This is a genomic window from Janthinobacterium sp. SUN211, assembly GCF_030587315.1.
In the GTDB taxonomy this organism is placed as follows: Bacteria; Pseudomonadota; Gammaproteobacteria; order Burkholderiales; family Burkholderiaceae_D; genus Janthinobacterium; species Janthinobacterium kumbetense.
In genome coordinates this window covers 440,069-464,548 of sequence record NZ_JAPWIC010000002.1, presented here as the reverse complement: position 1 = coordinate 464,548, position 24,480 = coordinate 440,069, and the positions used below count along the sequence as shown (strand labels likewise).

General features: G+C 60.3%; 24 protein-coding genes. 9 read left to right on the top strand and 15 right to left on the bottom strand.

Annotation, left to right across the window (positions count from 1 at the left end; translation table 11 throughout):
* Positions 1-27: 27 nt before the first annotated feature.
* The gene (locus tag O3301_RS07800; RefSeq protein ID WP_070281275.1) at positions 28-981 is read right to left on the bottom strand and encodes a chemotaxis protein; all 954 of its coding nucleotides are present in this window, start codon (positions 979-981) and stop codon (positions 28-30) included.
* Positions 982-1,152: 171 nt separating this feature from the next.
* Here O3301_RS07800 and O3301_RS07795 point away from each other — a divergent pair, with 171 nt between their 5' ends.
* From O3301_RS07795 to O3301_RS07785, 3 genes are all read left to right on the top strand, one after another.
* Positions 1,153-1,446: a hypothetical protein gene (locus O3301_RS07795; protein WP_305056038.1), complete on the top strand. Its 294-nt coding sequence runs from the start codon at positions 1,153-1,155 to the stop codon at positions 1,444-1,446.
* Positions 1,447-1,542: 96 nt separating this feature from the next.
* Positions 1,543-3,015 carry a glucose-6-phosphate dehydrogenase gene (gene zwf / locus O3301_RS07790; RefSeq protein ID WP_034750861.1) on the top strand — a complete coding sequence of 491 codons (1,473 nt, stop codon included), beginning with the start codon at positions 1,543-1,545 and terminating at the stop codon, positions 3,013-3,015.
* 211 nt (positions 3,016-3,226) lie between these two features.
* Positions 3,227-4,081 carry an SIS domain-containing protein gene (locus O3301_RS07785; protein ID WP_034750862.1) on the top strand — a complete coding sequence of 285 codons (855 nt, stop codon included), beginning with the start codon at positions 3,227-3,229 and terminating at the stop codon, positions 4,079-4,081.
* A gap of 163 nt (positions 4,082-4,244) precedes the next feature.
* On the opposite strand, the gene O3301_RS07780 is transcribed toward O3301_RS07785, so the two are convergent.
* A complete protein-coding gene (locus O3301_RS07780) occupies positions 4,245-4,865 on the bottom strand; it encodes a DUF3304 domain-containing protein (RefSeq protein WP_305056037.1) in 621 nt (206 codons plus the stop codon).
* On the opposite strand from O3301_RS07780, the gene O3301_RS07775 reads away from it, so the two are divergent.
* Positions 4,864-5,103 (top strand): hypothetical protein, encoded by a 240-nt coding sequence (locus tag O3301_RS07775; RefSeq protein WP_289916794.1) that lies wholly within the window; start codon positions 4,864-4,866, stop codon positions 5,101-5,103. The genes O3301_RS07780 and O3301_RS07775 overlap by 2 nt on opposite strands.
* Before the next feature lie 140 nt (positions 5,104-5,243).
* On the opposite strand, the gene O3301_RS07770 is transcribed toward O3301_RS07775, so the two are convergent.
* Complete coding sequence (locus O3301_RS07770; RefSeq protein ID WP_305056036.1) at positions 5,244-5,867, bottom strand: DUF3304 domain-containing protein; 624 nt, start codon at positions 5,865-5,867, stop codon at positions 5,244-5,246.
* Between O3301_RS07770 and O3301_RS07765 the strand changes: the two genes are divergently transcribed.
* Complete coding sequence (locus O3301_RS07765; protein ID WP_289916800.1) at positions 5,866-6,090, top strand: hypothetical protein; 225 nt, start codon at positions 5,866-5,868, stop codon at positions 6,088-6,090. The two genes, O3301_RS07770 and O3301_RS07765, sit on opposite strands and share 2 nt — an antisense overlap.
* Positions 6,091-6,246: 156 nt before the next feature.
* Here O3301_RS07765 and O3301_RS07760 read toward each other — a convergent pair whose 3' ends face one another.
* The 8 genes from O3301_RS07760 to O3301_RS07725 all read right to left on the bottom strand — a co-directional run bounded on the left by O3301_RS07760 (position 6,247) and on the right by O3301_RS07725 (position 15,006).
* Positions 6,247-6,870, bottom strand: coding sequence for a DUF3304 domain-containing protein (locus O3301_RS07760; RefSeq protein ID WP_305056035.1), 624 nt, complete (start codon positions 6,868-6,870; stop codon positions 6,247-6,249).
* Between the two features lie 235 nt (positions 6,871-7,105).
* Complete coding sequence (locus O3301_RS07755; protein ID WP_305056034.1) at positions 7,106-7,249, bottom strand: hypothetical protein; 144 nt, start codon at positions 7,247-7,249, stop codon at positions 7,106-7,108.
* A complete protein-coding gene (locus O3301_RS07750; protein ID WP_305056033.1) occupies positions 7,246-7,869 on the bottom strand; it encodes a DUF3304 domain-containing protein in 624 nt (207 codons plus the stop codon). The genes O3301_RS07755 and O3301_RS07750 overlap by 4 nt, the downstream gene beginning before the upstream one ends.
* A 67-nt stretch (positions 7,870-7,936) precedes the next feature.
* A complete protein-coding gene (locus O3301_RS07745) occupies positions 7,937-10,171 on the bottom strand; it encodes a DUF2235 domain-containing protein (protein ID WP_305056032.1) in 2,235 nt (744 codons plus the stop codon).
* On the bottom strand, positions 10,107-10,562 hold the full coding sequence (locus O3301_RS07740) for a DUF3304 domain-containing protein (RefSeq protein WP_289903939.1): 456 nt from the start codon (positions 10,560-10,562) through the stop codon (positions 10,107-10,109). The genes O3301_RS07745 and O3301_RS07740 overlap by 65 nt, the downstream gene beginning before the upstream one ends.
* A gap of 146 nt (positions 10,563-10,708) precedes the next feature.
* On the bottom strand, positions 10,709-11,164 hold the full coding sequence (locus tag O3301_RS07735; RefSeq protein WP_305056031.1) for a DUF3304 domain-containing protein: 456 nt from the start codon (positions 11,162-11,164) through the stop codon (positions 10,709-10,711).
* Positions 11,165-11,204: 40 nt separating this feature from the next.
* On the bottom strand, positions 11,205-12,134 hold the full coding sequence (locus tag O3301_RS07730) for a DUF4123 domain-containing protein (protein ID WP_305056030.1): 930 nt from the start codon (positions 12,132-12,134) through the stop codon (positions 11,205-11,207).
* 13 nt (positions 12,135-12,147) lie between these two features.
* The gene (locus O3301_RS07725; RefSeq protein WP_305056029.1) at positions 12,148-15,006 is read right to left on the bottom strand and encodes a type VI secretion system Vgr family protein; all 2,859 of its coding nucleotides are present in this window, start codon (positions 15,004-15,006) and stop codon (positions 12,148-12,150) included.
* A 207-nt stretch (positions 15,007-15,213) separates the two neighbouring features.
* On the opposite strand from O3301_RS07725, the gene tal reads away from it, so the two are divergent.
* Positions 15,214-16,149 (top strand): transaldolase, encoded by a 936-nt coding sequence (gene tal, locus O3301_RS07720; RefSeq protein ID WP_305056028.1) that lies wholly within the window; start codon positions 15,214-15,216, stop codon positions 16,147-16,149.
* A gap of 75 nt (positions 16,150-16,224) precedes the next feature.
* Here tal and O3301_RS07715 read toward each other — a convergent pair whose 3' ends face one another.
* Positions 16,225-17,103: a hypothetical protein gene (locus tag O3301_RS07715; RefSeq protein ID WP_305056027.1), complete on the bottom strand. Its 879-nt coding sequence runs from the start codon at positions 17,101-17,103 to the stop codon at positions 16,225-16,227.
* 203 nt (positions 17,104-17,306) lie between these two features.
* Between O3301_RS07715 and O3301_RS07710 the strand changes: the two genes are divergently transcribed.
* The 3 genes from O3301_RS07710 (at position 17,307) to O3301_RS07700 (ending at position 21,539) form a co-directional block, all read left to right on the top strand.
* Complete coding sequence (locus O3301_RS07710; protein ID WP_305056026.1) at positions 17,307-18,380, top strand: patatin-like phospholipase family protein; 1,074 nt, start codon at positions 17,307-17,309, stop codon at positions 18,378-18,380.
* Between the two features lie 122 nt (positions 18,381-18,502).
* Positions 18,503-20,221, top strand: coding sequence for a methyl-accepting chemotaxis protein (locus O3301_RS07705; protein ID WP_305056025.1), 1,719 nt, complete (start codon positions 18,503-18,505; stop codon positions 20,219-20,221).
* 130 nt (positions 20,222-20,351) lie between these two features.
* Positions 20,352-21,539 (top strand): tetratricopeptide repeat protein, encoded by a 1,188-nt coding sequence (locus tag O3301_RS07700; protein WP_305056024.1) that lies wholly within the window; start codon positions 20,352-20,354, stop codon positions 21,537-21,539.
* 18 nt (positions 21,540-21,557) lie between these two features.
* Here the strand turns inward: O3301_RS07700 and hemW are convergent, their stop codons facing one another.
* The 3 genes from hemW to rph all read right to left on the bottom strand — a co-directional run bounded on the left by hemW (position 21,558) and on the right by rph (position 24,280).
* Positions 21,558-22,832 carry a radical SAM family heme chaperone HemW gene (gene hemW, locus O3301_RS07695; RefSeq protein ID WP_305056023.1) on the bottom strand — a complete coding sequence of 425 codons (1,275 nt, stop codon included), beginning with the start codon at positions 22,830-22,832 and terminating at the stop codon, positions 21,558-21,560.
* Positions 22,829-23,413: an RdgB/HAM1 family non-canonical purine NTP pyrophosphatase gene (gene rdgB / locus O3301_RS07690; RefSeq protein WP_099666881.1), complete on the bottom strand. Its 585-nt coding sequence runs from the start codon at positions 23,411-23,413 to the stop codon at positions 22,829-22,831. The genes hemW and rdgB overlap by 4 nt, the downstream gene beginning before the upstream one ends.
* Positions 23,414-23,551: 138 nt before the next feature.
* Complete coding sequence (gene rph, locus O3301_RS07685; RefSeq protein ID WP_034787067.1) at positions 23,552-24,280, bottom strand: ribonuclease PH; 729 nt, start codon at positions 24,278-24,280, stop codon at positions 23,552-23,554.
* Positions 24,281-24,480 lie beyond the last annotated feature (200 nt).

The following is a 24,480-nucleotide window of genomic DNA, read 5'->3' as shown; positions in this document are numbered from 1 at the left end:
GCGCTTTTTCACATGCGAGCGCGCAAATCAGCGCGCCAGCACTTTACGGATCGTCTCCGCCAGTTCAGCCGCCACAAACTTGGCGACATAACCATCGGCACCCACGCCCTTGACGTGGTCTTCGTTGGTCGACCCCGTCAGCGACGAGTGGATCACCACGGGGATGTTGGCGAAGCGGCCATCGTTCTTGATGTTGCGCGTCAGGGTAAAGCCATCCATTTCCGGCATTTCCAGGTCGGTCAGCACCAGCGCGACCTTGTCTTTCGCCGTCTTGCCTTCCGTGGCGGCCTGGGCCGAGATCGCCTGCAGGCGCTCCCACGCTTCCTTGCCCGTCTTGGTCATGATGAAAGGCACGCCCATCGCTTCGAGCCCTTTCTCGATCAGCGAGCGGGCCAGCGAGGAATCGTCGGCCGCGAGGATCACGGCGCCGGCCGGCAAGCGCACTTGCGGGCCGATGCTGTTCTCGTCCACGTCCGGGTCACCCGACGGCAGCACGTTGCGCAGGATTTGTTCCACATCAAGCACTTGGGCCAGACGCGTCTTGTCCGTGTCGCCATCGAGGCGCGCGATGCTGGTGACGAGGCCGCCGCCGACGCTCGATTCAGCCGACAGCACCTGATTCCATTCCAGGCGCACGATTTCATCGACCTCTTCCACGGCAAACGCCTGTGTCGAGCGGGCAAATTCGGTCACCATCAGGATCTTCAAACCATTACTCTTGCAGCCGACCGCCATCGGCAAGTCGATCACGGGCACGATCTGGCCACGGATGTTGACCACACCCAGCATGTGGGGGTGCGAACCGGCCACGGCCGTGATGGCCGGCATTTCCATGATTTCACGGACTTTGAACACATTGATGCCGAATAGTTCGCGGCTGGTCGAGTGATCACTGGTGCCCAGCTTGAACAGGAACAGTTCGAATTTATTATTGCCTGTCAGGCTGGTGCGTTCATCGACATCTTGCTGCATTGAATTCATTGTGTCCCCTTGAGCCGTCTTGTAAAGTTAAGTCGCCTGCCCTGATGCTGCGGACAGTGCGGACTGCACGTCGCATGGACGTCGGATGGCGGGTTCGGGGCATGGCCGGCGCTAGCGGTGCAGTGTATATCGTACAATTTCTTACAACCAATAGTTGCTATCGATTCGAGCTTGAATTATACGGTTTTTTACTTTCTTCAAAGCTACTTTACGCTGCCAACAGCGATCCTGACAGTATTTCTTGATTTGCTTGTTGCTACAGCGCAAATGATGATGGAGAGAATCGAAAATTTCCCTGGCAACCATGGTTGCTTTGAAAAGCCAATGCAAAGCAGGACGCTGCGCCGGCGCCGGCGAACGGCATATAATGGCCGTGCCGGCATCGCTGGCATGCATACCGGGCAAAATGGCGACGGCAGCGGAGGGAATGTAGTAAAATTTCTTGCAATTGCCTGTTCTACGTAGTAAATTTACACCATCGATTATAGTAGCGACAGACTGGCACTTCCGGTCGGCTTCCTCCCCGCTCCGGCCCTTTTACTTTTGCGACGACACTCACTTATGGCACTTACCGATTTTGACCTGGTCCTGTTTGGCGGCAGCGGCGATTTAGCAATGCGCAAGTTGTTGCCTGCAATGTATGCGCGCGACGTCGCGAACGATTTGCCGCCGACGGCGCGCATCATCTGTGTGGGCCGCCAGGACAGCGGCCAGGATGCTTTCCTGAAAATGGTAGAGACCAACTCGCGTCCCCACATCAAGGCCAGCACCCTGAATGCCGCCACCTGGAGCAAATTCTGCGCGCGCATCGTGTATGTGTCGCTCAACGCCAGCGATGCGGCCACGTACGCACCGCTGGTCGAAGCGCTGCGCGGCGATGCCGACCTGACGCGCGTGTACTACCTGGCGACGCCGCCGCATTTGTTCGCCCTCATCTGCGACAACCTGGAAGACAACGGCCTGGTGACGCCGAATTCGCGCGTGGTCCTGGAAAAACCGCTGGGCCGCGACCTGGCCAGCGCCAAGCAGATCAATGCCGAAGTGGGCAAGGTCTTCCAGGAATCGCAGATTTACCGCATCGACCATTACCTGGGCAAGGAAACCGTGCAGAACTTGCTGGCCCTGCGCTTCGGCAACATCCTGTTCGAACCGCTGTGGCGCCGCGAATGGATTTCCGACGTGCAGATCACCATCGCCGAAAAGCTGGGCGTGGGCAACCGCATGGGTTACTACGACACCTCGGGCGCGCTGCGCGACATGCTGCAAAACCACTTGCTGCAACTGCTGTGCATCGTCGCCATGGAACCGCCGACCTCGATCGCGCCGGACGCCGTGCGCGATGAAAAACTGCAAGTGCTGCGCTCGCTGAAAAAATTCACGCCCACCACCCTGGCGCAGAACATCGTGCGCGGCCAGTACCGCGCCGGCCACGTCGATGGCGCCACCGTGCCGAGCTACCGCGACGAGCCGGACGCGCCGGAACACTCGCGCACCGAAACCTTCGTTGCCCTGAAGGCGGAAATCGACACCTGGCGCTGGGCCGGCGTGCCGTTCTACCTGCGCACGGGCAAGCGCATGGCCGACAGCCTGGCCGAGATCGTCGTGCGCTTCAAGCAGATTCCGCACTCGATCTTCAACCAGCCGACGTCCAGCTTCCAGCCGAACTGCCTGGTGATCCGTTTGCAGCCGGACGAAGGCTTGCGCATGAACCTGATGGCGAAAACCCCAGGCGACGGCATGCGCTTGAAACCGGCGGAACTGGAACTCGATTTCCGCGAATCGTTCAAGACCCCGCGCATGGACGCCTACGAGCGCCTGCTGCTCGACGTCCTGCGCGGCCAGCTGACCCTGTTCATGCGCGGCGACGAACTGGAAGCGGCCTGGGAATGGGTCGAGCCGATTCTCGACAACTGGGAACAGAACGACAGCGCGCCGATTCCCTACACGGCCGGCACCTGGGGCCCCGCGGCCGCCAGCGCCCTGATCGGCCGCGATGGCTTGCAGTGGCGTGAAGAGGCGCTTCCTGAAGACTAGTTTGGAAGCGCAAGGAGTCTGGCCTTGCAAGGCCAGACCGTTACGCAGGCGTGGAGCGGTGCTCCACGAAACCCCTGCTTCACCCCTGCCAGAAGACTAGTTTGGCAACGCAAGGAGCCTGCCCATGCATGGACAGGCCGTTACGCAGGTGCGGAGCGGTGCTCCGCGAAACCCCTGCTTCACCCCTGCCAGAAGATAGAAGACTAATTTAATGCTGCTTGATTCCATCCGCACCCAGCTCGATTCGCTCTCCAAATCGGAGAAGAAGGTTGCCCTGGCCGTGCTTGACCAGCCTAACCAGACGGTCAGCCAGAACATCACGGCGCTGGCGAAAAGCGCGCAGGTGTCGGAACCGACCGTGGTGCGCTTTTGCCGCACTCTGGGCTACGACGGCTGGCATGAATTCAAGCTGAAGCTGGCGCAGGGCCTGGCCCTGGCCATGCCGGGCGCGAACGAGCAGCCGGCGCAGGACGACCTGGCTGCCGACCTGGTGAATAAAATCTGCAGCCGCTCGATCAACACCCTGCTCGACCTGCGCAACAACCTGAACCCGGAAGCGATCCAGCGCGCGCTCGACATCCTGTCGCGCGCCAGCAAGATCGAATTCTATGGCCAGGGCACGTCGGGTATCGTGGCGGCCGACGCGCAGCACAAGTTCTTCCGCTCGGGCGTGCCGACGGTGGCTTACAGCGACCCGAACATCCACAGCATCGCCGCAGCGCTGCTGCGCGGCGGCGACTGCCTGGTGGCCATCTCGCAGCGCGGCAACAGCCCCGCCTTGGTCCGCTCCGTGAAACTGGCGCGCCGCGGCGGCGCCGACGTCGTCGTGCTGGCCCCGTCCGGCACGCCGCTGGCCGACCTGGCGACCGTCCTGATCCCGATCGACCTGGTCTTCAACACCGACCCCTACACCCCGATTTCCGCCCGCCTGGCCTACCTGGTGGTGATCGACGTACTGGCCGTGGGCCTGGCCCTGCAACGAGGACCGGAGTTCCGCAAGAAGATGCAGAACGCGCAGAAGGCGCTGCAGGAATTCGACATGCAGTTCGACTCCTTCATCGGCTGATCCCCCCATCGGCTCTAGCCTCGCTGGAGCCTCTGCTTTGTGCGACAGGCATCAAGGCGTATTAATTTCACAATTTCTTTCATCTCAACAGTTCCGTCAAAAAAAACGGTCTTTGTCAGATGGATCAATTTTGTCAACAGAATAGCTTTCGGCTAAAAAGCAGTCATGGATTTCCTTCCAGACTTTGGATGAGTTTTCTTTGGAATTCAATAATTTCTTGAGTCTCCTTTATATCTTCAACTGACAAAATATTGATGTCACGTAACAACACCCTTTCCAACGTAAGTAAGGTCGCTTTTTCCCTCTTCAATTTTTGTCTGCGACGCTCATCCCGATACTCCTTCGTCGGCACCGGATACCCCTTGATTTTTCCCGGCCACTCCGGCCGGCTCGGTCCGTAATGCGACGCCACGGCGCCCACGCTGCCATCTTCATAGACGATCAGCCAGATATCACCTCCCTTCCCATCCGGATACGGTGGAATGCTGACCGTCTCGCGATGAAAGGTCGGGTCCGGGGACAACTGATATACCACCACCACCTTCAAATCCGCATGCCACTTTTCCGGCACGCTGAAACAGCATATCGATCCGCCCTGCCCGTATGGACGGATCGAATCGCCACCGCCGCCGCTGTTGGTATTGCCAGGATTTTCAACCGCGATGTAATCGACTTCGCGCGCAGAATAATTCAGCGCCTGAATGCTCGCAGCCATGGCGAGGCCGGGTAAACACGCGGCCAGCAAGAGACCTCCCCATAGTTGCCTCTTGAGTAAGGTATTCATGATTTCATCCCTATGCATCAATGCCAAGACTCAGAGCGCGTACCTTGGCGCCATTGCTAACGGTCAGTTGCGCATCCAGTTTGCATTGCCAAACGTCACTGCCATGCGTATCTTTACCACCGGGAAATGCACGATACAAGCGCGCCACATTGCTATGAGAATGAAATGCCATATCCCGTTTCATATTATTATTGGTGCCGTCGAAAAAGAAGTCGAAAAACAGATTGACATCACATGACGAAGGGAAACCTGGAAGTGGGCACTCACGATCCATTGCAAAACCGCCAAGAACTTGTTTTTCATTTTTCGCATTAAAAAAGCAATGAAATCAGAAGGGTCATTTTTTATGACTGGATAAATATCAACCAAAAAAAGCAGTCATTTATCATTTTCCTCAAGAAAATTAATAAGCTTTTTACTATATTCAATTGCCCCCTTCAATCTCATCAACTCTACAGGAGTTAGGTCGCTCACATCGCCATCTAATGCATTCTCCATAGAATGTAGAACAGCCTTTTCTCTTTTTATCTTTTCCTTGCGGCGTTCATCCCGATACTCCTTCGTCGGCACCGGATACCCCTTGATTTTTCCAGGCCACTCCGGCCGGCTCGGTCCGTAATGCGACGCCACGGCGCCCACGCTGCCATCTTCATAGACGATCAGCCAGATATCACCTCCCTTCCCATCCGGATACGGTGGAATACTGACCGTCTCGCGATGAAAGGTCGGGTCAGGGGACAACTGATAGACCACCACCACCTTCAAATCCGCATGCCACTTTTCCGGCACGCTGAAACAGCATATCGTGCCGCCCTGCCCGTATGGACGGATCGAATCGCCACCGCCGCCGCTGTTGGGATTGCCAGGATTTTCAACCGCGATGTAATCGACTTCGCGCGCAGAATAATTCAGCGCTTGGATGCTCGCGGCCATGGCGAGGCCGGGGAAACACGCGGCCAGCAAGAGGCCTCGCCAGCAATGGTGCTTGAGTAAGGTATTCATGATTTCATCCCTATGCATCAATGCCAAGACTCAGCGCGCGTACCTTGACGCCATTGCTAACGGTCAGTTGCGCATCCAGTTTGCATTGCCAAACGTCACTGCCATGCGTATCTTTACCACCGGGAAATGCACGATACAAGCGCGCCACATTGCTGTGCGAGTGAAACGGCACATCCCGCTCCATATTATTGTTGGTGCCGTCGAAGAAGAAGCCGAAAAATAGATTCGCATCGCATGAGGGAGGAAATCCTATGGAAGGGCATTCTCTTTTTTCAGTAATTTTTTCAATTTTTGACAGTTCTTTTTGCCTGTCAAAAAACTGAATTAAACCCGATGGGACATTTTTATTAGCGGGATAAATATCAGCAAAAAAATGCCGTCATGGTTTTATATCCTCAAGATATTTTATAAGACTTTTCTTTCGCTCAATTGAATCTTTAATACCAATAATCTGATCATTTGACAACGCACTAGTATCCTCTGTCAAACCCTTCTCCATAGCGCTCAACCAAGCCTTTTCTCTTTTTATCTTTTCCTTTCGACGCTCATCCCGATACTCCTTCGTCGGCACCGGATACCCCTTGATTTTTCCCGGCCACTCCGGCCGGCTCGGTCCGTAATGCGACGCCACGGCGCCCACGCTGCCATCTTCATAGACGATCAGCCAGATATCACCTCCCTTCCCATCCGGATACGGTGGAATGCTGACCGTCTCGCGATGAAAGGTCGGGTCCGGGGACAACTGATAGACCACCACCACCTTCAAATCCGCATGCCACTTTTCCGGCACGCTGAAACAGCATATCGATCCGCCCTGCCCGTATGGACGGATCGAATCGCCACCGCCGCCGCTGTTGCGATTGCCAGGATTTTCAACCGCGATGTAATCGACTTCGCGCGAAGAATAATTCAGCGCCTGAATGCTCGCGGCCATGGCGACGCCGGGTAAGCATGCAGCCAGCAAAAGACCTCGCCATAGTTGTCTCTTGAGTAACGCATTCATGGTTTCCCCCTATGCATCAATGCCAAGACTCAGCGCGCGTGCCTTGACGCCATTGTTAACGGTCAGTTGCGCATCCAGTCTGCATTGCCAAACATCACTGCCATGCGTATCTTTACCACCGGGAAATGCACGATACAAGCGCGCCACATTGCTGTGCGAGTGAAACGGCACGTCCCGCTCCATATTATTGTTGGTGCCGTCAAAAAAGAAACCGAAAATTGGATTCGCATCGCATCTAGGGGAAAGCCTGTGGTGGGAAATTCCCTTTTTTGACTAAATCACCTAATATTTTCAGTTCTGTCTCGTCATCAAAAAACTTAGATAAATCTGCTGACTCATTTTTTTCAGCAGAATAACTAGCGGCAAAAAATTCAGTCATGGATGCATTCCCTCAAGGCTCTGAATGAGTTTCTTCTTATATTCAATTACATCCTTTAATTCATCAATTTCAGTGGCCGTCATCTTATTACTATTACGTTCCAATCCTTTTTCCATAGTATCTAACCATTTTCTTTCCAATTCTATTTTTGCCTTACGACGCTGTGCCTGATACTCCTTCGTCGGCACCGGATACCCCTTGATTTTTCCCGGCCACTCCGGCCGGCTCGGTCCGTAAAGCGACGCCACGGCTCCCACGCTGCCATCTTCATAGACAATCAGCCAGATATCACCTCCCTTCCCATCCGGATACAGTGGAATGCTGACCGTCTCGCGATGAAAGGCCGGATCCGGGGACAGCTGATAGACCACCACCACCTTCAAATCTGCATGCCACTTTTCCGGCACGCTGAAACAGCATATCGATCCACCCTGTCCGTATGGACGGATCGAATCGCCACCGCCGCCGCTGTTGGTATTGCCGGGATTTTCAACCGCGATGTAATCGACTTCGCGCGAAGAATAATTCAGCGCCTGAATGCTCCCGGCCATGGCGACGCCGGGTAAACATGCAGCCAGCAAGAGGCCTCGCCAGCAATGGTGCTTGAGCAACGTCGTCATGATGTCATCGCTATCTATAAAATCGCCAAATGAATCTACCCGGCTCCAGCCGCGCTGAAATCACGCCCTATGCGAGCGCCTCGATCCGCGTTGCATAGCGCTGCTGCGCCAGGTAAATCTCTTCATCGGCTTTGGCTTGCGCAATATCCTGTGTTAAGTTTTCACTCCACACGAATTTTTCGGGTGTTTCTTCCGCCTGGATGCCGGCCGTCGGCATGCGTTGCAGTTCCTTCTCGTGCACGCTTTTCCGGAAAAAGCCGCTTTGCGGGTAGTAGCCACGGCGCAAGATATAGCCGCCACCCTCGCGACGCGTATAGGTTTGCGTGGTGATCACCGCACTGCGCATGTCGGCGCTGTCGGCATCCGTACGGATCGGATAGGGAGTGCCGTACTGCGCTTCCTTGACCAGCGTCTCCTCTTCCGGCGTCAATGCTTCGCCATTCTTCTGTTTCAGTTGCGCGGCTTCGGTCTTCCGGCTCAGTTCATACGCGCGTTTATAAAAGCCTTCTTCAGGCGGTTTATCGGCGAACGAGGCGAGCTTGGCCCGCTTGTCGTATTCCGTCACTTCGCCCGCCATATAGAATCCGGCCAGGGAATCGTGTACATAGTCGTCAAAAAAACGCATCACTTCGGGCGGCAGCGGTTTGGGGTGATCGAATATGTCGAGCGCCCAAGCTTCCCAGTCATCCAGCGGTGTATGATTTTGCGCGCGATAGTATTGCCAGTGATTGATGCGCGCAATATCCCGGGCGCTGAACGGTTTATCCTCATCGCCATGACGAAAGGCTTTGCGTGCGCGCAGCGCTTCCAGATCGCCTGCCAGCAAGCGGTTGTAGGAACCCAGATCCTCCCGCTCTTGCGCGTTGGCCGCATTGAAGCTGGCCGTGGCTTCCAGGGTCTTGACGCGCACGGCGCGCCAGCGGTAATACAGCTCCATATGCTTGCTCAGCAAGCCGCCTTGCTTGTTAAGCTCGGCGGTATAAGCTTCCCATGCCTTGGCAAGCTCTTGACTGACCTGGAAATCAACTTGTACCGTAGCCTCGAGTTCGCTGAACGGCCTCAAAGGTACGCCCTTGAGGCGCGCCTCCTTGAACATATGTGCCAGCGGGATTTGCGACAGCAAGGCCGCTTGTCCGCCACGCCCCTTTCCCTGCTCGCCCGGACCATAGCCGCCTCCCACGTCGGAGTGCACGCCAGGAAAATATACTTCCTCGATTTTCCCTGTCAGGCGCGTGACAGGAAAATTCATGCGCTGCTCATGCGTGGCAATGCAATGCAAGCCTGCCTGAACGCAGCGAGGCAGCGGCTTGAGCAATTCGTTGGCCCAGGCCCAATGACCATCGAACATCGCGCCAGGAGCGATCGTGGTTTTCGCTACAGACGCCGAACTGCCCACGGTTGCCACCGTGTCGAATACGCCAAGAAAATCGATGCTGGCTAGGATGCCGGCAAACTCCTGCACCTTACCTTCGCGTGGCGTGAGCAAATCGGCAAACAGCTGGCAAAACGCCACCGCCTCGGCGGCGCCACGCGAAAAACCGAACACCGACAAGGTCAGCGATGGAATATGCGGCTTGGGTTGTGCCGCCACCGCCACTTTGAGTTTTTCAATATGCTCAGCGAACCAGTCCGAGTGGGTCATGAAGCGCTCCCTGCCGGTTGAGGGATGCGGTACCTTTTTGTGGCCTACGGCATTATCATAAGTACGGGCAAGTTCGCCAGCCTCATCTGATTCATACATTAACTTACCAACAACAGTCAGATGAACTGCATTTAAAACCTGCAACAACCCCCATATAATACGCGGCTGCCCTCCTTTGGCAAAAGCCTTCCCCTCGTCCGACTCAGTCAATTCACCAATTTCCTTAAATGGCGTTCCGACGCCAGGAATATAATATCGGAAATAACCGGCATCCCGCTTATCAGATGGAAAACTCGAAAATAGCCGCGCCACATTGCTATGACTGGCGCTATTGGCGTCAACTACAGCATTACTTATAGGAATAGGCTTCTTTGTTTTAGGGTCGAGCACGCCCGTTCTAACCCCATTTCTATCGCGTTCCAAGTTATTATTGGTTCCATCAAAGAAAAGCCCAACCCTCACTGGAATACTGCACGGCGCACCATCTTTATTAGCACATGCCTCCTTCGCAATTTTTGATTGTTCTTTCGTCGACGGATTCAAAAAAAAATCGACGGGAAACGGCGCGGAATTGGGAGTTTCGCTGATCATAATATCAAGGAATATTGGCAGGTTTTCCGGAGTGAAAAATAGGATGATTTTTACTATGGCCGTCCACATTTGACACAACCACTCTCACCTCGTCATTGGGAAAAAAATGCATATAGATATCTCCTGGCCTATCATATTTCTCCACTTCCACCATTTTTTCTTTAATAATATGTTTTAGTCCATCCGGCATATCCCACCGCACCCGAACCATCATTCCCGGATACCACACTCTCGGGATAGAGGCGCAACAGATTTCTGCCCCCCCCGCCCCCCATCTGGCCATATCCGCACCTCCGGCCCCATCCACCGACGCGGAGTAAATGAAATTCCCGGTATGATTCACAATACCCACCTGCGCTGTCGCGGTAGGACTTGGGCCAGCTTGCTCAGCCTGCCTGGCCTTAAACGCGCAGCCGCTCAGCAGCAAGGCCGCACCAAGATAAATAATCCATTTCATCATTTGCACCTTATAAAAAATACCACGCCATTTTTCATTTTACTGCCACATATGACAATAGAAAACATAGAACTCCCACGTGTCGCAAATGGTTTAAGAAAAACCAGGAAAATGTGCAAGAGTGGAGTTTCATTGATCGCAATAAACCTCTAAGGATTGATATTTCCCGGCTTTCCATAGTGACGTATTGGATGAGCAGTGCTATATCCGGGATAAACTGAAACCACAACCCTAACTTCGTCGTTTGGAAAAAAATGGATATAAATACTTCCTGTTTCATCGTATTTTTCCACTTCCACCATTTTTTCTTTGACAATATGCGTATGTTCTTCTGGCATATCCCACCGCACCAGAACCATCATTCCCGGATACCACACTCTCGGGATAGAGGCGCAACAGATTTCTGCCCCCCCCGCCCCCCATCTGGCCATGTTGGCGCCTCCGGCCCCATCCACCGATGCGGAATAAATGAAATTCCCGGTATGATTCACAATACCCACCTGCGCTGTCGCGGTAGGACTTGGGCCAGCTTGCTCAGCCTGCCTAGCCTTAAACGTGCAGCCGCTCAGCAGCAAGGCAGCGCCAAGATACATAATCCATTTCATGATTTTCCTTTTATAAAAATAGGCAGTTGAAGGAACAAGGCTAGGCAGCCGAGCGCGCCTGCCAGAAATCGTCGGGCAGCGTGTCGAGTTCGGACAGGTAATTCGCTCCCTGGCGCGTCCGCCGCAACAGGCTGGCCATCGCAGGATGCAAGGTAAAATCATCGGCCAACATCAAGGCCAGGGCGCTGAAATGCTGACGCTGGCCAGCCGCTTCGATGCCGCTGGCGCTTGCCACTAGTAAATGACGCGCCACGCGCGCGTGGCACTCGGCCGGGGTGCCGAAATGAAACAGGTCCGGCTGCACATCATGCAGATTGGCCAGGATGGCATCGGCTTCGGCGATATCCACCAGGGCTGCGAAGGCGGCGTCACTGAGGGGGAACTTGTCAAACTCCGCCGGAACGGGACTGGGCAGCGCCTCGCCCTGCCAACTGATCAGGGAACCATCGCGCTGCACCGACCACCAGCGGTAGATGGGGCTCAGCAAATGCGCATATTGGGTTTGCGTCAAGGCCGCCAGCAAGGCCGGCAATGTGCGGCTATCGGCCCAGCGCACAGGCCATTCGACGGTGTCTGGCGTGATGGCAATCAAATAGGGGCGCAGATGCTGCTCCAGCCGGTCGATATCGAGCGTGCTGGCGATGATGCTGAGCATGGGCTTGCCCGCGCACAGCGAGAACAGGCGCTGCAGCCACTCGGCCTGCTCGCTGCTTGCCTGTGGCGCCGCCATTAAATGCGGTGCGGCACTCTTGAAGTTTTGCAGCGAGGTGTGCGCATACAGCGACTGGCGCCGCAAGCGGCTCGGGTAGCGCTTGGTGAAAAACTCCTCATCGCAGGCGCCGTCCAGCAGCGCCAGCAAGTGCAAGGGCTGGCCGCCGTTCGCCACCGCCGCTTCCTCACGCAAGGCTTGCAGTTGCTGCGCGATCTGCGCTGGAACCGCAGGGTCAGGAAGATCGATGGCAAAATACATCAGGATTCCTTTTCTAGGCTGCCGTGGGCGCGACAAACGGGCTGCCGCTACGCAACGCCGCCAGCAGGCACGCCTTGCAGACGCTGGCAGGCAGCGCCGGCAATGGATAAGCGAGCCGTTCCGGCCCGATAAAACTCTTCTTGCCGGCATGCACCGTGATCTTGCCCGGACACTGCACGGTGATGTTGCCGCCCTCGATCGTGATGTTCGCCCCGCCCGCCGTCGACAAACGGATGCTTTTCGCCGCCGCCCAGTCGATGTGCGCGGCGGCACTGACGATGTTGACTTCCTCGCGCGCCTGCACGTTGAGCACGTCGGCCTGCGCCTGCAGGTCGATGGCCTGTTTGGCGGCGATCAATTGCAGGCCGATATTGTTCTCGCCCGCCTTGACGACGCCGGCCAGCGCGCCGATGGCCTGGCCGCTGTGCACGCGCAACTGGCCGCCGCCGACGAACTGGGTGTCCAGACCGCTCATCAAGGAGGTGGTTTCGCCGTTCGCCAGCTGGATATCCTGGCCCGCCAGCACGCCCAGGCCGGCGCGGGCGGCGATGGCGATGATGGCGTCGCTGCTGTGCGGCAACTTGTCGTCGCCGGGGCTGGTCGGCTTGCCCGCCGCGTCGCGCCTGGCGGCGGCAGTATCGTCCTGGCTCAGCATGCCGGAGACGCTCGTCAAAAACGCCGGCAAGGGCGACGCCTTCTCGTCGAGCACGCTGGCATTCGCCTTGGCCGGCCCCAGGTGGCTGGCATACGCGACCGTCTTGTGCGTGACGGCGGCGGCGCTGAAGGTTGCGCCCAGCTTGGCCGCCTGCTTGAGCAAGACCATGCCCGGCGCATTGTCGCCGGCCGGATCGCGCGCCTGCGCGTCGTGATTGACGAGGTAGCTGGAAATCAGGAGGCCGGCGCCGGCCCGCACGGCGCCGTAAGCGTCGGTGCGCAGCTCGGCGCCCGTGCCGCGCAGGCTGCCCCGGTAATTGTCGGCCGCATGGATCAGGTGGCCAAGATTGAGTTCGCTTGCCGCATGGCTGCTCTTGAGCTGGATGCGCCCCTGCTGGTCGGTATCGTCGAACAGCAACTGGTTGTAGCCGGCAGCGCCGAATTCCTTGCTGCGGATACCCCACTGCGCCGCGCCGTTGCGGTGGCCGGTGCTGCCGCCGGCCGCGCCATGCCAGACCGGGCTGTTGCCGCCGGCCACGTTGCCCTGCGCCGACGGCGCATGGTCGCGCGCCGGTTCGAAGACACTGGCATCCGCGGGCTTGTCCGTGATGCCGCCCGGCGAGGGCGCGACGCCGCCCTCGCCCTGCCCGTTGTACAGGGCGCCGACGATGATGGGGCGGTCGATATCGTTTTCCAGGAATTGCACCAGCACTTCCTGGCCGATGCGCGGCAGGAACTGGCTGCCCATGCCGCCGCCTGCCGAGCGCTGCGCCACGCGTATCCAGCAGGTGGCGCCGCCCTCCTGCTGCCAGTGGAAACGGATGCGCACCCGGCCCAGCTTGTCGCAATGGATCTCGCTGCCGCCGCTGGCGCTGGCGCTGGCGCCGCCGTCGGCACCGACGACGATGGCGCTCTGGCTGCCGCGGGCCGTCGGCTTCGGATGGTGGCGCGCGTCGTTGTCGCCATGTACAGGACGCCATGGCGTCGCCGCGGCGATCATCTCGATGCAGTTGGCGTAACCGCTGGCTTGCGCCTGCGCAATCGCGGCGGCAAAGTCGGCAAAGCCGTCGCCCAGCCCGGGCATGGCTTCGTCCAGCAGCTCGGGCACTGGGCCGAACAGCTCAGCCAGCGCCTGGGAGGCGGGCGCCGGCAGGTTGTTGATGCCGATGCTGGCCACCCGGAGCACGACATAGTCGGACGCGGCGCCATCGGCCTGCGGCAACGGTCCCTGCGTCAGGGTAAACCGCGTGCCGGCGCGCAAGGTGCGTACCGTCGAGCGCGCCTGCCACAACTGGGCGCGCGCTTCGCGGGCCTGCATCTGCAACGCGACATAGTGCTGTGCCTGCGCGCCATTTGCATACCAGTACTGGCCCGGCGTATCGTAGCTTTCCAGCACCGGCGCATGCTTGCCGCCGATGGCCATATTCGTCGGCACGCTGGCGGCGACCACCTTCTTCGCCTTGTAATCGTAGCTCAGCACGCTGCTCAGCCCGACGTGCAGGCTGCGCCGCGCGCACAACGCCTGCACGCTGTCGCTCGCTTCGCCGGCCCTGGCGCCATGAAAGCGCAAGCCGCCGCCTTGCGCGCTGCTGGCATCCTCGGGCGTGGCGCAGGGCTGGCTGCTGTCGGCGAACAAAATCAGTGTGTGCTCGTCGAAGCGCCAGGCGATGCCCTCTTCCGTCAGCAGCCGGCGCACGAAATCGAAGTCCGATTCCCGGTACTGGCAGCAATAGCTGCGCTCTCCCGCCTGCTCCATGCACTGCGCCACCTCGTCGCTCCATTGCCACAGGGCAAGCGGCGCATAGGCTTGCAATACCTCGTCGACGATGGCCGTCACGCTCCGATCTTGCCAGACGCGGCTGTTACGCACTTGCGTCAGCAACCACAGCCAGGGCGTGATGCGCAGCCGGTAGCGCGCCAGGCCGCCATTGCTGCCCAGCATGGCCGCTGCGCTGATATAGCCGGAAAACTGTGTGCGCGTGCCGTCGGCCAGGCTGATTTGCAGGCTGGCCGGCTGTCCCAGCAAGGAGGCCAGCGCAACATCGGCATTCGTGGACAAGGCGATAATCTCGCGCACGCCAAGCTCCTGCAGCCGTTCATCGGCGGCAAAGGCTTCGACCAGCAAACCGCTGTCCTGGCCATCGTCGCCGATGGCCAATGCATACAGGCGCGTCGCGCCATTGAAGGCGGCTACCGCGCTAACGATATCTTGTGTCAAAGGATGCTCTTCATCTGGAAAGTGGCATCGCACATTACTTGTCAAAACAATGTGCAAAATAAACAAGTCCAGGCAATTATGCGCGAGTTCTTAAAAAAGCAAGATTCAATTGAACAAGGAGTGCGCGGGCAAGACAATAGTCGCTGCTTCGGGCAAGGGATTCGGTACAATACTCCGGCAAGCCCATTCACTCTTTCCCGTGCAGCCATGAACCAACTCGAACAACTGAAGCAATTTACTACCGTGGTGGCCGACACCGGCGACTTCCAATCGATCCAGGCTTACACGCCGCGCGATGCGACGACGAATCCGTCGCTGATCCTGAAGGCCGTGCAAAAGGATGAATACAAGCCGCTGCTGGAAAAGGCCGTGCGCGACCATCCGAATGCCTCCACCGCGGAAATCATCGACCGCCTGCTGATCGCCTTTGGCGTGGAAATCCTGCAAACCATTCCCGGCCGCGTCTCCACCGAAGTCGATGCGCGCCTGTCGTTCGACACGGAAGGCACGGTGGCCAAGGGCCGCGACCTGATCGCCCTGTATTCGAACGCGGGGATTGCCCGCGAACGCGTGCTGATCAAGATCGCCTCCACCTGGGAAGGCATCCGCGCCGCCGCCATTCTGGAAAAGGAAGGCATCCGCTGCAACATGACCCTGCTGTTCTCGCTGGCCCAGGCCATCGCCTGCGCCGAAGCGGGCGCGCAACTCATTTCGCCGTTCGTCGGCCGCATCTACGACTGGTACAAGAAATCGACGGGCATCGACTACATGGGCGCGGAAGACCCGGGCGTGCAGTCGGTCCGCCGCATCTACAACTACTACCGCAAGTTCGGCTACAAGACCGAGGTGATGGGCGCGAGCTTCCGCAATACGTCGCAAATCCTCGAACTGGCCGGCTGCGACCTGCTCACCATCAGCCCCGACCTGCTGCAACAGCTGGCCGACAGCGATGCGCCGGTGGAGCGCAAGCTGAGCGCCGAAGCGGCGCCATCGACCAACATCGTGCAAATGTCGCTGAACGAAGAAGCCTTCCGCTTCATGATGAATGAAGACGCGATGGCGACGGAAAAACTGGCCGAAGGCATCCGCGCCTTCTGTGTCGACTCCGGCAAGCTGAAACAGATGATCGCGGCACTGCGCTAATCGCGATAATTACGACGGACGAAAAAAAAGCGGCGCCGTGCAGTGCACGGACGCCGCTTTTTCATGCCCGCGCGATCAGGAGCAGCGGAATGTCGCCATGCCCTGGTAATTGGCGCCATTCGCCAGCTGCGCCTTGTAAGCGGCAATCAGCAGATAACGGCCAGCGCCGCCGTCGCCCAGCATCAGCTGCGCTCCCGTACCACTCGACAGATAGTTGCCGGTGATGCTGCTGGATGCCGCCGAGCCCATGCTGGTGGAAGCCGTTACTTTGCCCGTGCTGCCGCCGGCGCTGGCGTCGATGGACAGCACCACCTTGGCACCGGAGGCATCGAACGAGACGCTGGCCGTGCCGCTGGCCGTGCCGAAGTAAGCGCTCGACGAGACGCTGTTGCCGCCCGTATAGCTCGGCGCCGTGAACGCGCCCGCATCGCAGGTCAACGTGCCGGTCGCTGGCAGTGCGGCGAGCACGTTATAGGCGACGTAATGTGCGCTGGCATTGTTGCCGGTCAAGGTCGTGGCACCGGAACTATAGCTGAACGCGCCCTTGAACCAGCGGCCCTGCGCGAAGGCGGCGTCACCGCTGATTTCACGCGTCACGGACGGGTTGCCCGTCAGGAAAATGCCGCCGATAGTGCTCAAGGCACCGGAGGCATCCTGTACCACCAGGCTGGCCTTGCCACTGCTCTGCAAGCCGATCGACGTAAAGATGAAACGGCTGTTGTCGCCATTGACGAAACGGGCGCTGACGGTGCCCGTGTTTTCGCCAGTGGCCGTCGGCGTGACAGGTACCACTGGCGGCGCAACAGGCACCACTGGCGGGGCAACAGGTGCCACAGGCGTCACGGGTGGATTCACGGCGACTACCGGGTCAGTTGGGGAGGACGAGCCGCCACCGCCACAGGCAACGAGAGAGCCGGCGATCAGGGTCAAAACAAAAGCGTGATTCAGTTGCATACGATTCCGATAAAAAAGCAAGACATAAGGAATCCTTGGCACATGCCAAAAATTCAACGTCCAATATTATGCAACATTTCTCAAGAGAATGGTTGCCTTAAAGAAATTTATTAATACTAACAATGTGACTATAACGAGCGCGACTGTGTCGTGACGCCACGCTGGCGGTAAAATAGCTGGCCATACGCCGTCAACAACTACGCATGCAATCACCGATCACCATCCGCCTGGGCCGCCGCGCCCGCGCCCGCATCGCCGACAACGGCTTGCGCGCGCTTGACGTCGCCATCGTCCCTGCCGCCGCGGGCGGGCCAAAAGGCTTGATCCTGCACCAGTTCGATTGCTGGCTGTTCGGCGACTTCCTGGCGCAAGCGCCGCGCCCGCGCCACTTCGTCGGCGCCTCGATCGGCGCCTGGCGCATGGCCGCCGCCGTGTTCCCGGACCCGGTGGCAGCGCAGCGTCGCCTGGTGCGCGAATACGTGGGCCAGCGCTACCCCGACAAACCCGATGCGGCACACGTCAGCCGCACCTGCCGCGCCCTGCTCGACGCCGTCCTCGATGGCCAGGATGCGCAGCTGCTGCAGCACACGCAGCACAGCCTGTCCGTGCTGGCCGTGCGCGGCATCGGCGCGCTGGCGCAGCCGGGTAAATGGCGCGACCGGCGCGGCTTCCTGCTGGCGGCCGCCGGCAACGCCGTGGCGCGCGCGCGCCTGGCCGCATCGCTGGAACGCGCGGTGTTCCATGCGGGGCCGGACGGCGCCAGCTGGCTGCGCTCGCGCTTCGACGCCTTTCAATCCCATTTCGTGCCGCTGGCGCAAGACAACCTGCGCGACGCGCTGCTGGCCTCCGGTTCCATCCCGCTGGTGCTCGATGCGGTCACGGACATCGCCGGTGCGCCGCCGGGGCGCTACTGGGATGGCGGCCTGGTCGACTACCATCTGCACCTGCCCTACCAGCGCGAACCGGACCTGGTGCTGTACCCGCATTTTGCCGACCATATCGTGCCGGGCTGGCTGGACAAGGCCATGCCCTGGCGCCGCGCGCGCAGCGGCGATAGCGCGCTCGACAACATGATCCTCGTCTCGCCCTCGCCCGCCTTCGTGGCCAGCCTGCCCAACGGCAAGCTGCCGGACCGGCGCGACTTCGCCCATTACGGGCAAGACCACGCGGCGCGCATGCGCGACTGGCGCCGCGCCATCGCGGAAAGCGAGCGCATGGCGGCCGCCTTCGCCCGCTGGGCCGAGCAGCCGGACCTGCGCCAGGCGCTCGATCTGTAGCACGGGCGAGACTGCAACAGGCGCCAAAACAAGCGCGCTTTTCCCTCGCCTATTGGTCACTTATCAGTGCATACTATGTCGCACAGGCAACCTTCAATCCCTCTGCGACAGGAGTTCCGACCATGCACGCCCTCTCCCACCTTCGTATCGGCACGCGCCTGGCTGCAGGCTTCGCGCTGGTGCTGCTGCTGTCCGTGATCTCCACCTCGTACGCGCTGTACAGCGCCCATGTGAATGCCGAAGCGACGCGGCAAATGATGGAAAAGCCGCTGGCCAAGGAACGCCTCGTATCGGACTGGTACGTGCTGATTTACTCGGCCATCGCACGCACCTCGATGATCGCCAGGAGCACCGATGAAACGCTGTCGAACGTATTTGCCGACACCATCGCCGACAGCACGAAACAGGGCAGCGAACTGCTGAAGAAAATCGAGGCGCTGCTCGACAGCGATGAAGAAAAAGCCATCTTCAAGTCGTCCATCGCCGAGCGCGTCAAATACCAGGATGCCAAGACCCTGGTCATGAATGCGCGCAAGGCGGGCAATGCGGCGCAGGCGGAAAGCACCTACCGCGACAGCTTTGCGCCGGCCGCCACCAATTACCAGAACAACGTCAAGGCCCTGCTGGCGCAGCAGCGCCAGGCCATCGACGCCACGGCGCAAGCCATCGAGGCGGCCAACGAACGCAGCTTCACCCTGCTGCTGACCTTGTGCGCGCTGGTGGTGGCCCTGGGCAGCGTCTGCGCCTGGCTGATCACGCGTTCGATCACGCAACCGCTGAAGGCCGCCGTGAAGGTGGCCGAAACGGTGGCCGACGGCGACTTGCGCACGCATTTCGGCACGCCTGCCAGCAATGAAATCGGCGACCTGATGCGCGCGCTGCACGGCATGAACGAGGCACTGCGCAAGGTGGTGTCGGAAGTGCAGACGGGCACCAATGCGATTGCCACGGCGTCGGGCGAAATCGCCGCCGGCAACCAGGATTTGTCGGCGCGCACGGAACAGCAGGCCAGTTCGCTGGAAGAGACGGCGTCGTCGATGGAAGAACTGACCAGCACCGTGAAGCAGAATGCGGACAATGCGCGCCAGGCCAACCAGATGGCGGTGGCCGCCTCCGGCGTGGCCGAACGGGGCGGCAGCATCGTCAGCCAGGTGGTCGACACCATGGGCGCCATCGATACGGCATCGACGAAAATCGTCGATATCATCGGCGTCATCGACGGCATCGCCTTCCAGACGAATATCCTGGCCTTGAACGCGGCCGTGGAAGCGGCCCGGGCCGGTGAGCAGGGACGCGGCTTTGCCGTCGTCGCCACGGAAGTACGCAGCCTGGCGCAGCGCTCGGCGGCGGCGGCGCGCGAAATCAAGACCCTGATCGGCGACTCCGTGGAGCAGGTCAACAACGGCACGCGGCTGGTGCAGCAGGCCGGCAACACCATGGGCGAAGTGGTCGACAGCGTGCGCAGGGTCACCGACATCATGGCCGAGATCACTGCCGCCAGCGCCGAGCAAAGCATGGGCATCGACCAGGTCAACCAGGCCATCGCGCAGATGGACCAGGTGACGCAGCAAAATGCGGCCCTGGTGGAGGAAGCGGCGGCCGCCGCCGAAAGCATGCAGGACCAGGCGGCGCGCCTGGCGCAAGTGGCGGCCGGCTTCCAGCTCGAACACATGGCCGCGGCGGCGCCGGTACGCGCCGCGCGGCCAGCTGCCGCCCAGCTGGCCAAGCCGGCGGCCAGAAGCACACCCGCCAGGCAGCCAGGCAGCGCGGCCAGGAGCGCGCCTCCTGCACGCAAGCCCCAGGCGCAGGTGGCGGGCGAGCAGGATTGGGAAGAGTTCTAAGGCTGACGGCGGCGCCAGTTGAAAGGGTTTGACAGCGCCCTGGCGCGCGAGGATACTTGTTTCAGGTGGCATGGCGCACCACCGGCAGCAATACGTGTTGCGCCTGACATCGTTCTGCGGGAGCACGAACATGAAATGTATCCGCCGCGTCAGCGCACAGCTGCGCCTGGGCTTCCTGTCCCCCTTGCTGCTATGTGCAGCCATTGCCGGCTGCGCCACGACACCCGCCACCCCGCCTCCGCCCGACCTGTTCAACGATGCCAGCTTTGCCGCACCCGCCGTGCCGGTCGACCCGCAACAGGCGTTCGCCATGAGCGAGGCCATGCGGTACTACCTGCGTGTCGATGTCGCGCGCGAGGCACGCAACAAGAATCCCCGCCGCGCGCTGGCCGAGGCCCTGCGCAACAGGTCCGGGCTGCAGCTGGAATACGATGCCGCCATGACGCGCACGGCGGCCCAGGCGTTCGACGCGCGCAGCGGCAATTGCCTGTCGCTGGTGCTGATGACGGCCGCGCTGGCCAAGGAAATGGGGCTCGATGTGCACTACCAGCTGGTCCTGGGAGAGGAAAGCTGGAGCCGCAGCGGCGGCATGTATTTCGTTGCCGGCCATGTCAATCTCGCGCTGGAACGCCGTGCCGTCAGCAATACCGTCGGCTACGACGCCGATGCCATCCTGCTCATCGACTTCCTGCCAGGCGAAGACCTCGCCGGCCAGCGCACGCAGCAAATCAGCGAGGCGACCATCCTGGCCATGTATCTCAACAATCGCGCTGCCGAAACCATGGCCAGCGGCGAGCTCGATCAAGCCTACTGGTATGCGCGCGCTGCCATCCTGCAAGACCCCACGTTTGCGGGCGCCTTCAATACGCTGGGCATCATCCAGCTGCGCCACGGCGACACCGAACCGGCGCGGCGCACGCTCGCTTACGCACTGGAACGCTCGCCATCGAATACCGTGCTGCTGTCCAACCTGGCGCAGGCACTCGACGGCCTGGGACGCGCGGGCGAAGCGCAGCTGCTGCGGCGCAAATTGCTGGCCCTGCAGCCAGAGCCGCCCTTCCACTTTTTCAACCTGGGCCAGCGCGCCATGGAGGCCGCCGACTATCAGGAAGCGGCACGCCTGTTCAAGCGCGAAATCGCGCGCGACCCCTACTACCATGAATTCCATTTCTGGCTGGCGCAGGCGTATGCGCGCATGGGCCAGCTGGCGCAGGCCGGACGCCAGCTGGAACTGGCGATGGACAACAGCACCACGCGCAGCGAGCACGGGCTGTACGCGGCCAAGCTGCAGCGCCTGCGCGCCGCCGGCGCGCATTAGCAGGCGCCATTAAGGCAGTCAGTCTTCCAGGAACATCTGCTGCAGGTCGTTCAGGAAGGACAGTCCCAGCGCCGTCGGGCGGATGACCTGGTGGTCGCGGTACAGCAAGCCTTTGCCTTCGGCCGCGTTCAGCGGCTGCTCGATGGCGTTGAGGGCCAGGCCCGTGCGCTCGGCGAACAGGTTCGGCGAAAATCCCTGCGTCAGGCGCAGGGTATTGAGCATGAATTCAAAACCCATTTCCTCGCGCGCCAGTTCGCGCTCTTCCTGCACCGGCTTACCGGCGATGACCGCGTCCATGTAGGCGCGCGGCTGCTTGTAGCGTGCCTGGCGCAGCACGCGGTGCGGAAACGAAATCTTCGAGTGGGCGCCTGCGCCGATGCCCAGGTAGTCGCCGAATTCCCAGTAATTGCGGTTGTGCTTAGCCTGGCGGCCCGGCTGTGCATAGGCCGACACTTCGTAGCGGCCATAGCCCGCCTGCGCCGCGCGCGCGGCCACCATGTCGGCGATGTCGGCACTCTCGTCGTCGTCCGGCAGCACGGGCGGATACTTGGCGAACAGCGTGTTCGGCTCCAAAGTCAGGTGGTACAGCGACAGGTGCGGCGGCGCGAACGACAGCGCCGTTTCCAGGTCCTGCTGCGCCTCGGCCAGGGTTTGCGTGGGCAGCGCATACATCAGGTCGAGATTGAAATTATCGAAGTTCGCGTGCGCGATCTCCACCGCGCGGCGCGCTTCGTTGTCGTCATGGATGCGGCCCAGCGCCTGCAGGTGACGGCCGTTGAAACTCTGGATGCCGATCGACAGGCGGTTGATGCCGCTGGCCCGGTAGGACTTGAATTTTTCCGCTTCGAAGGTACCCGGATTGGCTTCCATGGTGATTTCGCAATCGGGCTCCAGGGGCAGCAAGGTGCGCACATCCGACATCAGCCGGTCCAGGCCCGCCGCCGACATCAGGCTGGGCGTGCCGCCGCCGATGAAGATGGTGTGGATCTTGCGGCCCCAGATCAGCGGCAGCGCCATTTCCAGGTCCAGGCGCAGGGCCGCCAGGTATTCGGCTTCCGGCAAGTCGCCGCGCACCTCGTGCGAATTGAAGTCGCAATACGGGCATTTCTTCACGCACCACGGGAAATGGATGTACAGCGACAGCGGCGGCAGGGCCGTCAGGTTCAGCGCGCCCGGCTGCAGGTATTTCAGGGCCGCCCCGGCCGCGCCGGAAATGCCTTCCTGCGGCACGGGAGCGGTATGGGGCTTGGCTGCCGACTTGGCAACGGCGCCCACCAGTTTGATCGGGATCATCGCAGCTTTTCCACCAGCGCGCGCAGGGCCTGGCCACGGTGCGACAGCGCGTTCTTTTCATCGGACGTCAGTTCGGCCGCGCACTTGCCCAGCGCGGGAATGAAGAAGTGCGGATCGTAGCCGAAGCCGCCGTTGCCGCGCGGCGCGGCAATCATCTCGCCATTCCAGCGGCCGTCGGCGATCACCGGCTGCGGGTCGTCCGCATGGCGCACGTAGACCAGCACGCAATAGTAGTACGCGGACTTGTCGGCATGCGCCTCGAGGTCGGCGATCAGCTTGGCGCTGTTGGCGGCATCCGATTTCGGCTCGCCGGCATAGCGGGCCGAATACACGCCGGGCGCACCACCGAGCGCATTGACGCACACGCCGGAATCGTCGGCCAGCGCCGGCAAGCCCGTCAGGCGCGACGCGTGGCGCGCCTTTTGCAGGGCGTTTTCAACGAAGGTGTGGAATGGTTCGTCGCTTTCCGGCACGGCGTACTCGCCCTGGGCGTGGACGGAAAAACCGATGGTCGAGAGCAGCTCGTTGAATTCCTTGAGCTTGCCGGCGTTGTTGGAGGCGAGGATGAGGCGTTGGGTCATGTCAGTAGTCCGGTTGAAGTGCCGACATTGTAAACCTTTTGCGCCCCCCTCACCTCGCCCCAAAGGTGCCGCAAGAAGCGGCAGCTGTGGGCTTTTTGCCCGGCGCGGCGGGCCAGCGGATGTAAATCTGTGTAAAGATCAGATCCCCAATGCCTGCTTCTGCAGGGCGATCAGGTCGGCGATGCCGCCCTGCGCCAGGTCCAGCAGGCGGTTCATGCCGGCGCGGTCAAAGGCGGCGCCTTCGGCCGTGCCCTGCACTTCGATGAAGTGGCCCGCTTCCGTCATCACCACGTTCATGTCCGTGTCGCAGCCCGAGTCTTCCACGTAGTCCAGGTCCAGCACCGGCATGCCCTGGTAGACGCCCACCGAGATGGCGGCGACAAAGCTTTTCACGGGAATAGCGGCGATCGCGCCGCGCGCCTGCAGCTGGGAAAACGCGTCATACGCGGCCACCATCGCGCCCGTGATCGACGCCGTACGCGTGCCACCATCGGCCTGGATCACGTCGCAATCGAGGTGCAGCGTGCGTTCACCGAACGCCTGCAAATCGAAGGCGGCGCGCAGCGAGCGGCCGATCAGGCGCTGGATTTCCTGCGTGCGGCCGGACTGCTTGCCGCGCGCCGCTTCGCGGTCCATGCGCGTGTGCGTCGAGCGGGGCAGCATGCCGTATTCGGCCGTCAACCAGCCCTGGCCCTTGCCTTTCAGGAAACCCGGCACCTTGTCTTCGATGCTGGCGGTGCAGATGACCTTGGTGTCGCCGCACTCGATCAGCACCGAGCCTTCGGCATGCTTGGTGTACTGGCGGGTGATGCGGATGGCGCGCAGCGCGTCGACGGCGCGGCCGCTCGGGCGGGATTCAAATGTCATGGGATGTCCTGTGTGATTGGGGTTGCGGCAGCGATTTTACCACCGCGCGTCCGTCTATTTGCAGTCATGCAACAGCGCAAGACGCAATGGCAGGCGGCGCACACATGATCCCTACAATCCTGCCCCACCAAACACAATTTTCTTTACAATGCCGTAAAACGCACACTATTCAGCAATTTTCAGGCCATCAGACCATGCGG

Bases quoted from the DNA above. Each gene is read 5' to 3' on its own strand.
- O3301_RS07800 (WP_070281275.1), bottom strand. From the start codon at position 981: ATGAATTCAATGCAGCAAGATGTCGATGAACGCACCAGCCTGACAGGC.
- zwf (WP_034750861.1), top strand. From the start codon at position 1,543: ATGGCACTTACCGATTTTGACCTGGTCCTGTTTGGCGGCAGCGGCGAT.
- O3301_RS07785 (WP_034750862.1), top strand. From the start codon at position 3,227: ATGCTGCTTGATTCCATCCGCACCCAGCTCGATTCGCTCTCCAAATCG.
- O3301_RS07775 (WP_289916794.1), top strand. From the start codon at position 4,864: ATGATTTCATCCCTATGCATCAATGCCAAGACTCAGAGCGCGTACCTT.
- O3301_RS07780 (WP_305056037.1), bottom strand. From the start codon at position 4,865: ATGAATACCTTACTCAAGAGGCAACTATGGGGAGGTCTCTTGCTGGCC.
- O3301_RS07765 (WP_289916800.1), top strand. From the start codon at position 5,866: ATGATTTCATCCCTATGCATCAATGCCAAGACTCAGCGCGCGTACCTT.
- O3301_RS07770 (WP_305056036.1), bottom strand. From the start codon at position 5,867: ATGAATACCTTACTCAAGCACCATTGCTGGCGAGGCCTCTTGCTGGCC.
- O3301_RS07760 (WP_305056035.1), bottom strand. From the start codon at position 6,870: ATGAATGCGTTACTCAAGAGACAACTATGGCGAGGTCTTTTGCTGGCT.
- O3301_RS07755 (WP_305056034.1), bottom strand. From the start codon at position 7,249: ATGACTGAATTTTTTGCCGCTAGTTATTCTGCTGAAAAAAATGAGTCA.
- O3301_RS07750 (WP_305056033.1), bottom strand. From the start codon at position 7,869: ATGACGACGTTGCTCAAGCACCATTGCTGGCGAGGCCTCTTGCTGGCT.
- O3301_RS07745 (WP_305056032.1), bottom strand. From the start codon at position 10,171: ATGTGGACGGCCATAGTAAAAATCATCCTATTTTTCACTCCGGAAAAC.
- O3301_RS07740 (WP_289903939.1), bottom strand. From the start codon at position 10,562: ATGATGAAATGGATTATTTATCTTGGTGCGGCCTTGCTGCTGAGCGGC.
- O3301_RS07735 (WP_305056031.1), bottom strand. From the start codon at position 11,164: ATGAAATGGATTATGTATCTTGGCGCTGCCTTGCTGCTGAGCGGCTGC.
- O3301_RS07730 (WP_305056030.1), bottom strand. From the start codon at position 12,134: ATGTATTTTGCCATCGATCTTCCTGACCCTGCGGTTCCAGCGCAGATC.
- tal (WP_305056028.1), top strand. From the start codon at position 15,214: ATGAACCAACTCGAACAACTGAAGCAATTTACTACCGTGGTGGCCGAC.
- O3301_RS07715 (WP_305056027.1), bottom strand. From the start codon at position 17,103: ATGCAACTGAATCACGCTTTTGTTTTGACCCTGATCGCCGGCTCTCTC.
- O3301_RS07710 (WP_305056026.1), top strand. From the start codon at position 17,307: ATGCAATCACCGATCACCATCCGCCTGGGCCGCCGCGCCCGCGCCCGC.
- O3301_RS07705 (WP_305056025.1), top strand. From the start codon at position 18,503: ATGCACGCCCTCTCCCACCTTCGTATCGGCACGCGCCTGGCTGCAGGC.
- O3301_RS07700 (WP_305056024.1), top strand. From the start codon at position 20,352: ATGAAATGTATCCGCCGCGTCAGCGCACAGCTGCGCCTGGGCTTCCTG.
- hemW (WP_305056023.1), bottom strand. From the start codon at position 22,832: ATGATCCCGATCAAACTGGTGGGCGCCGTTGCCAAGTCGGCAGCCAAG.
- rdgB (WP_099666881.1), bottom strand. From the start codon at position 23,413: ATGACCCAACGCCTCATCCTCGCCTCCAACAACGCCGGCAAGCTCAAG.
- rph (WP_034787067.1), bottom strand. From the start codon at position 24,280: ATGACATTTGAATCCCGCCCGAGCGGCCGCGCCGTCGACGCGCTGCGC.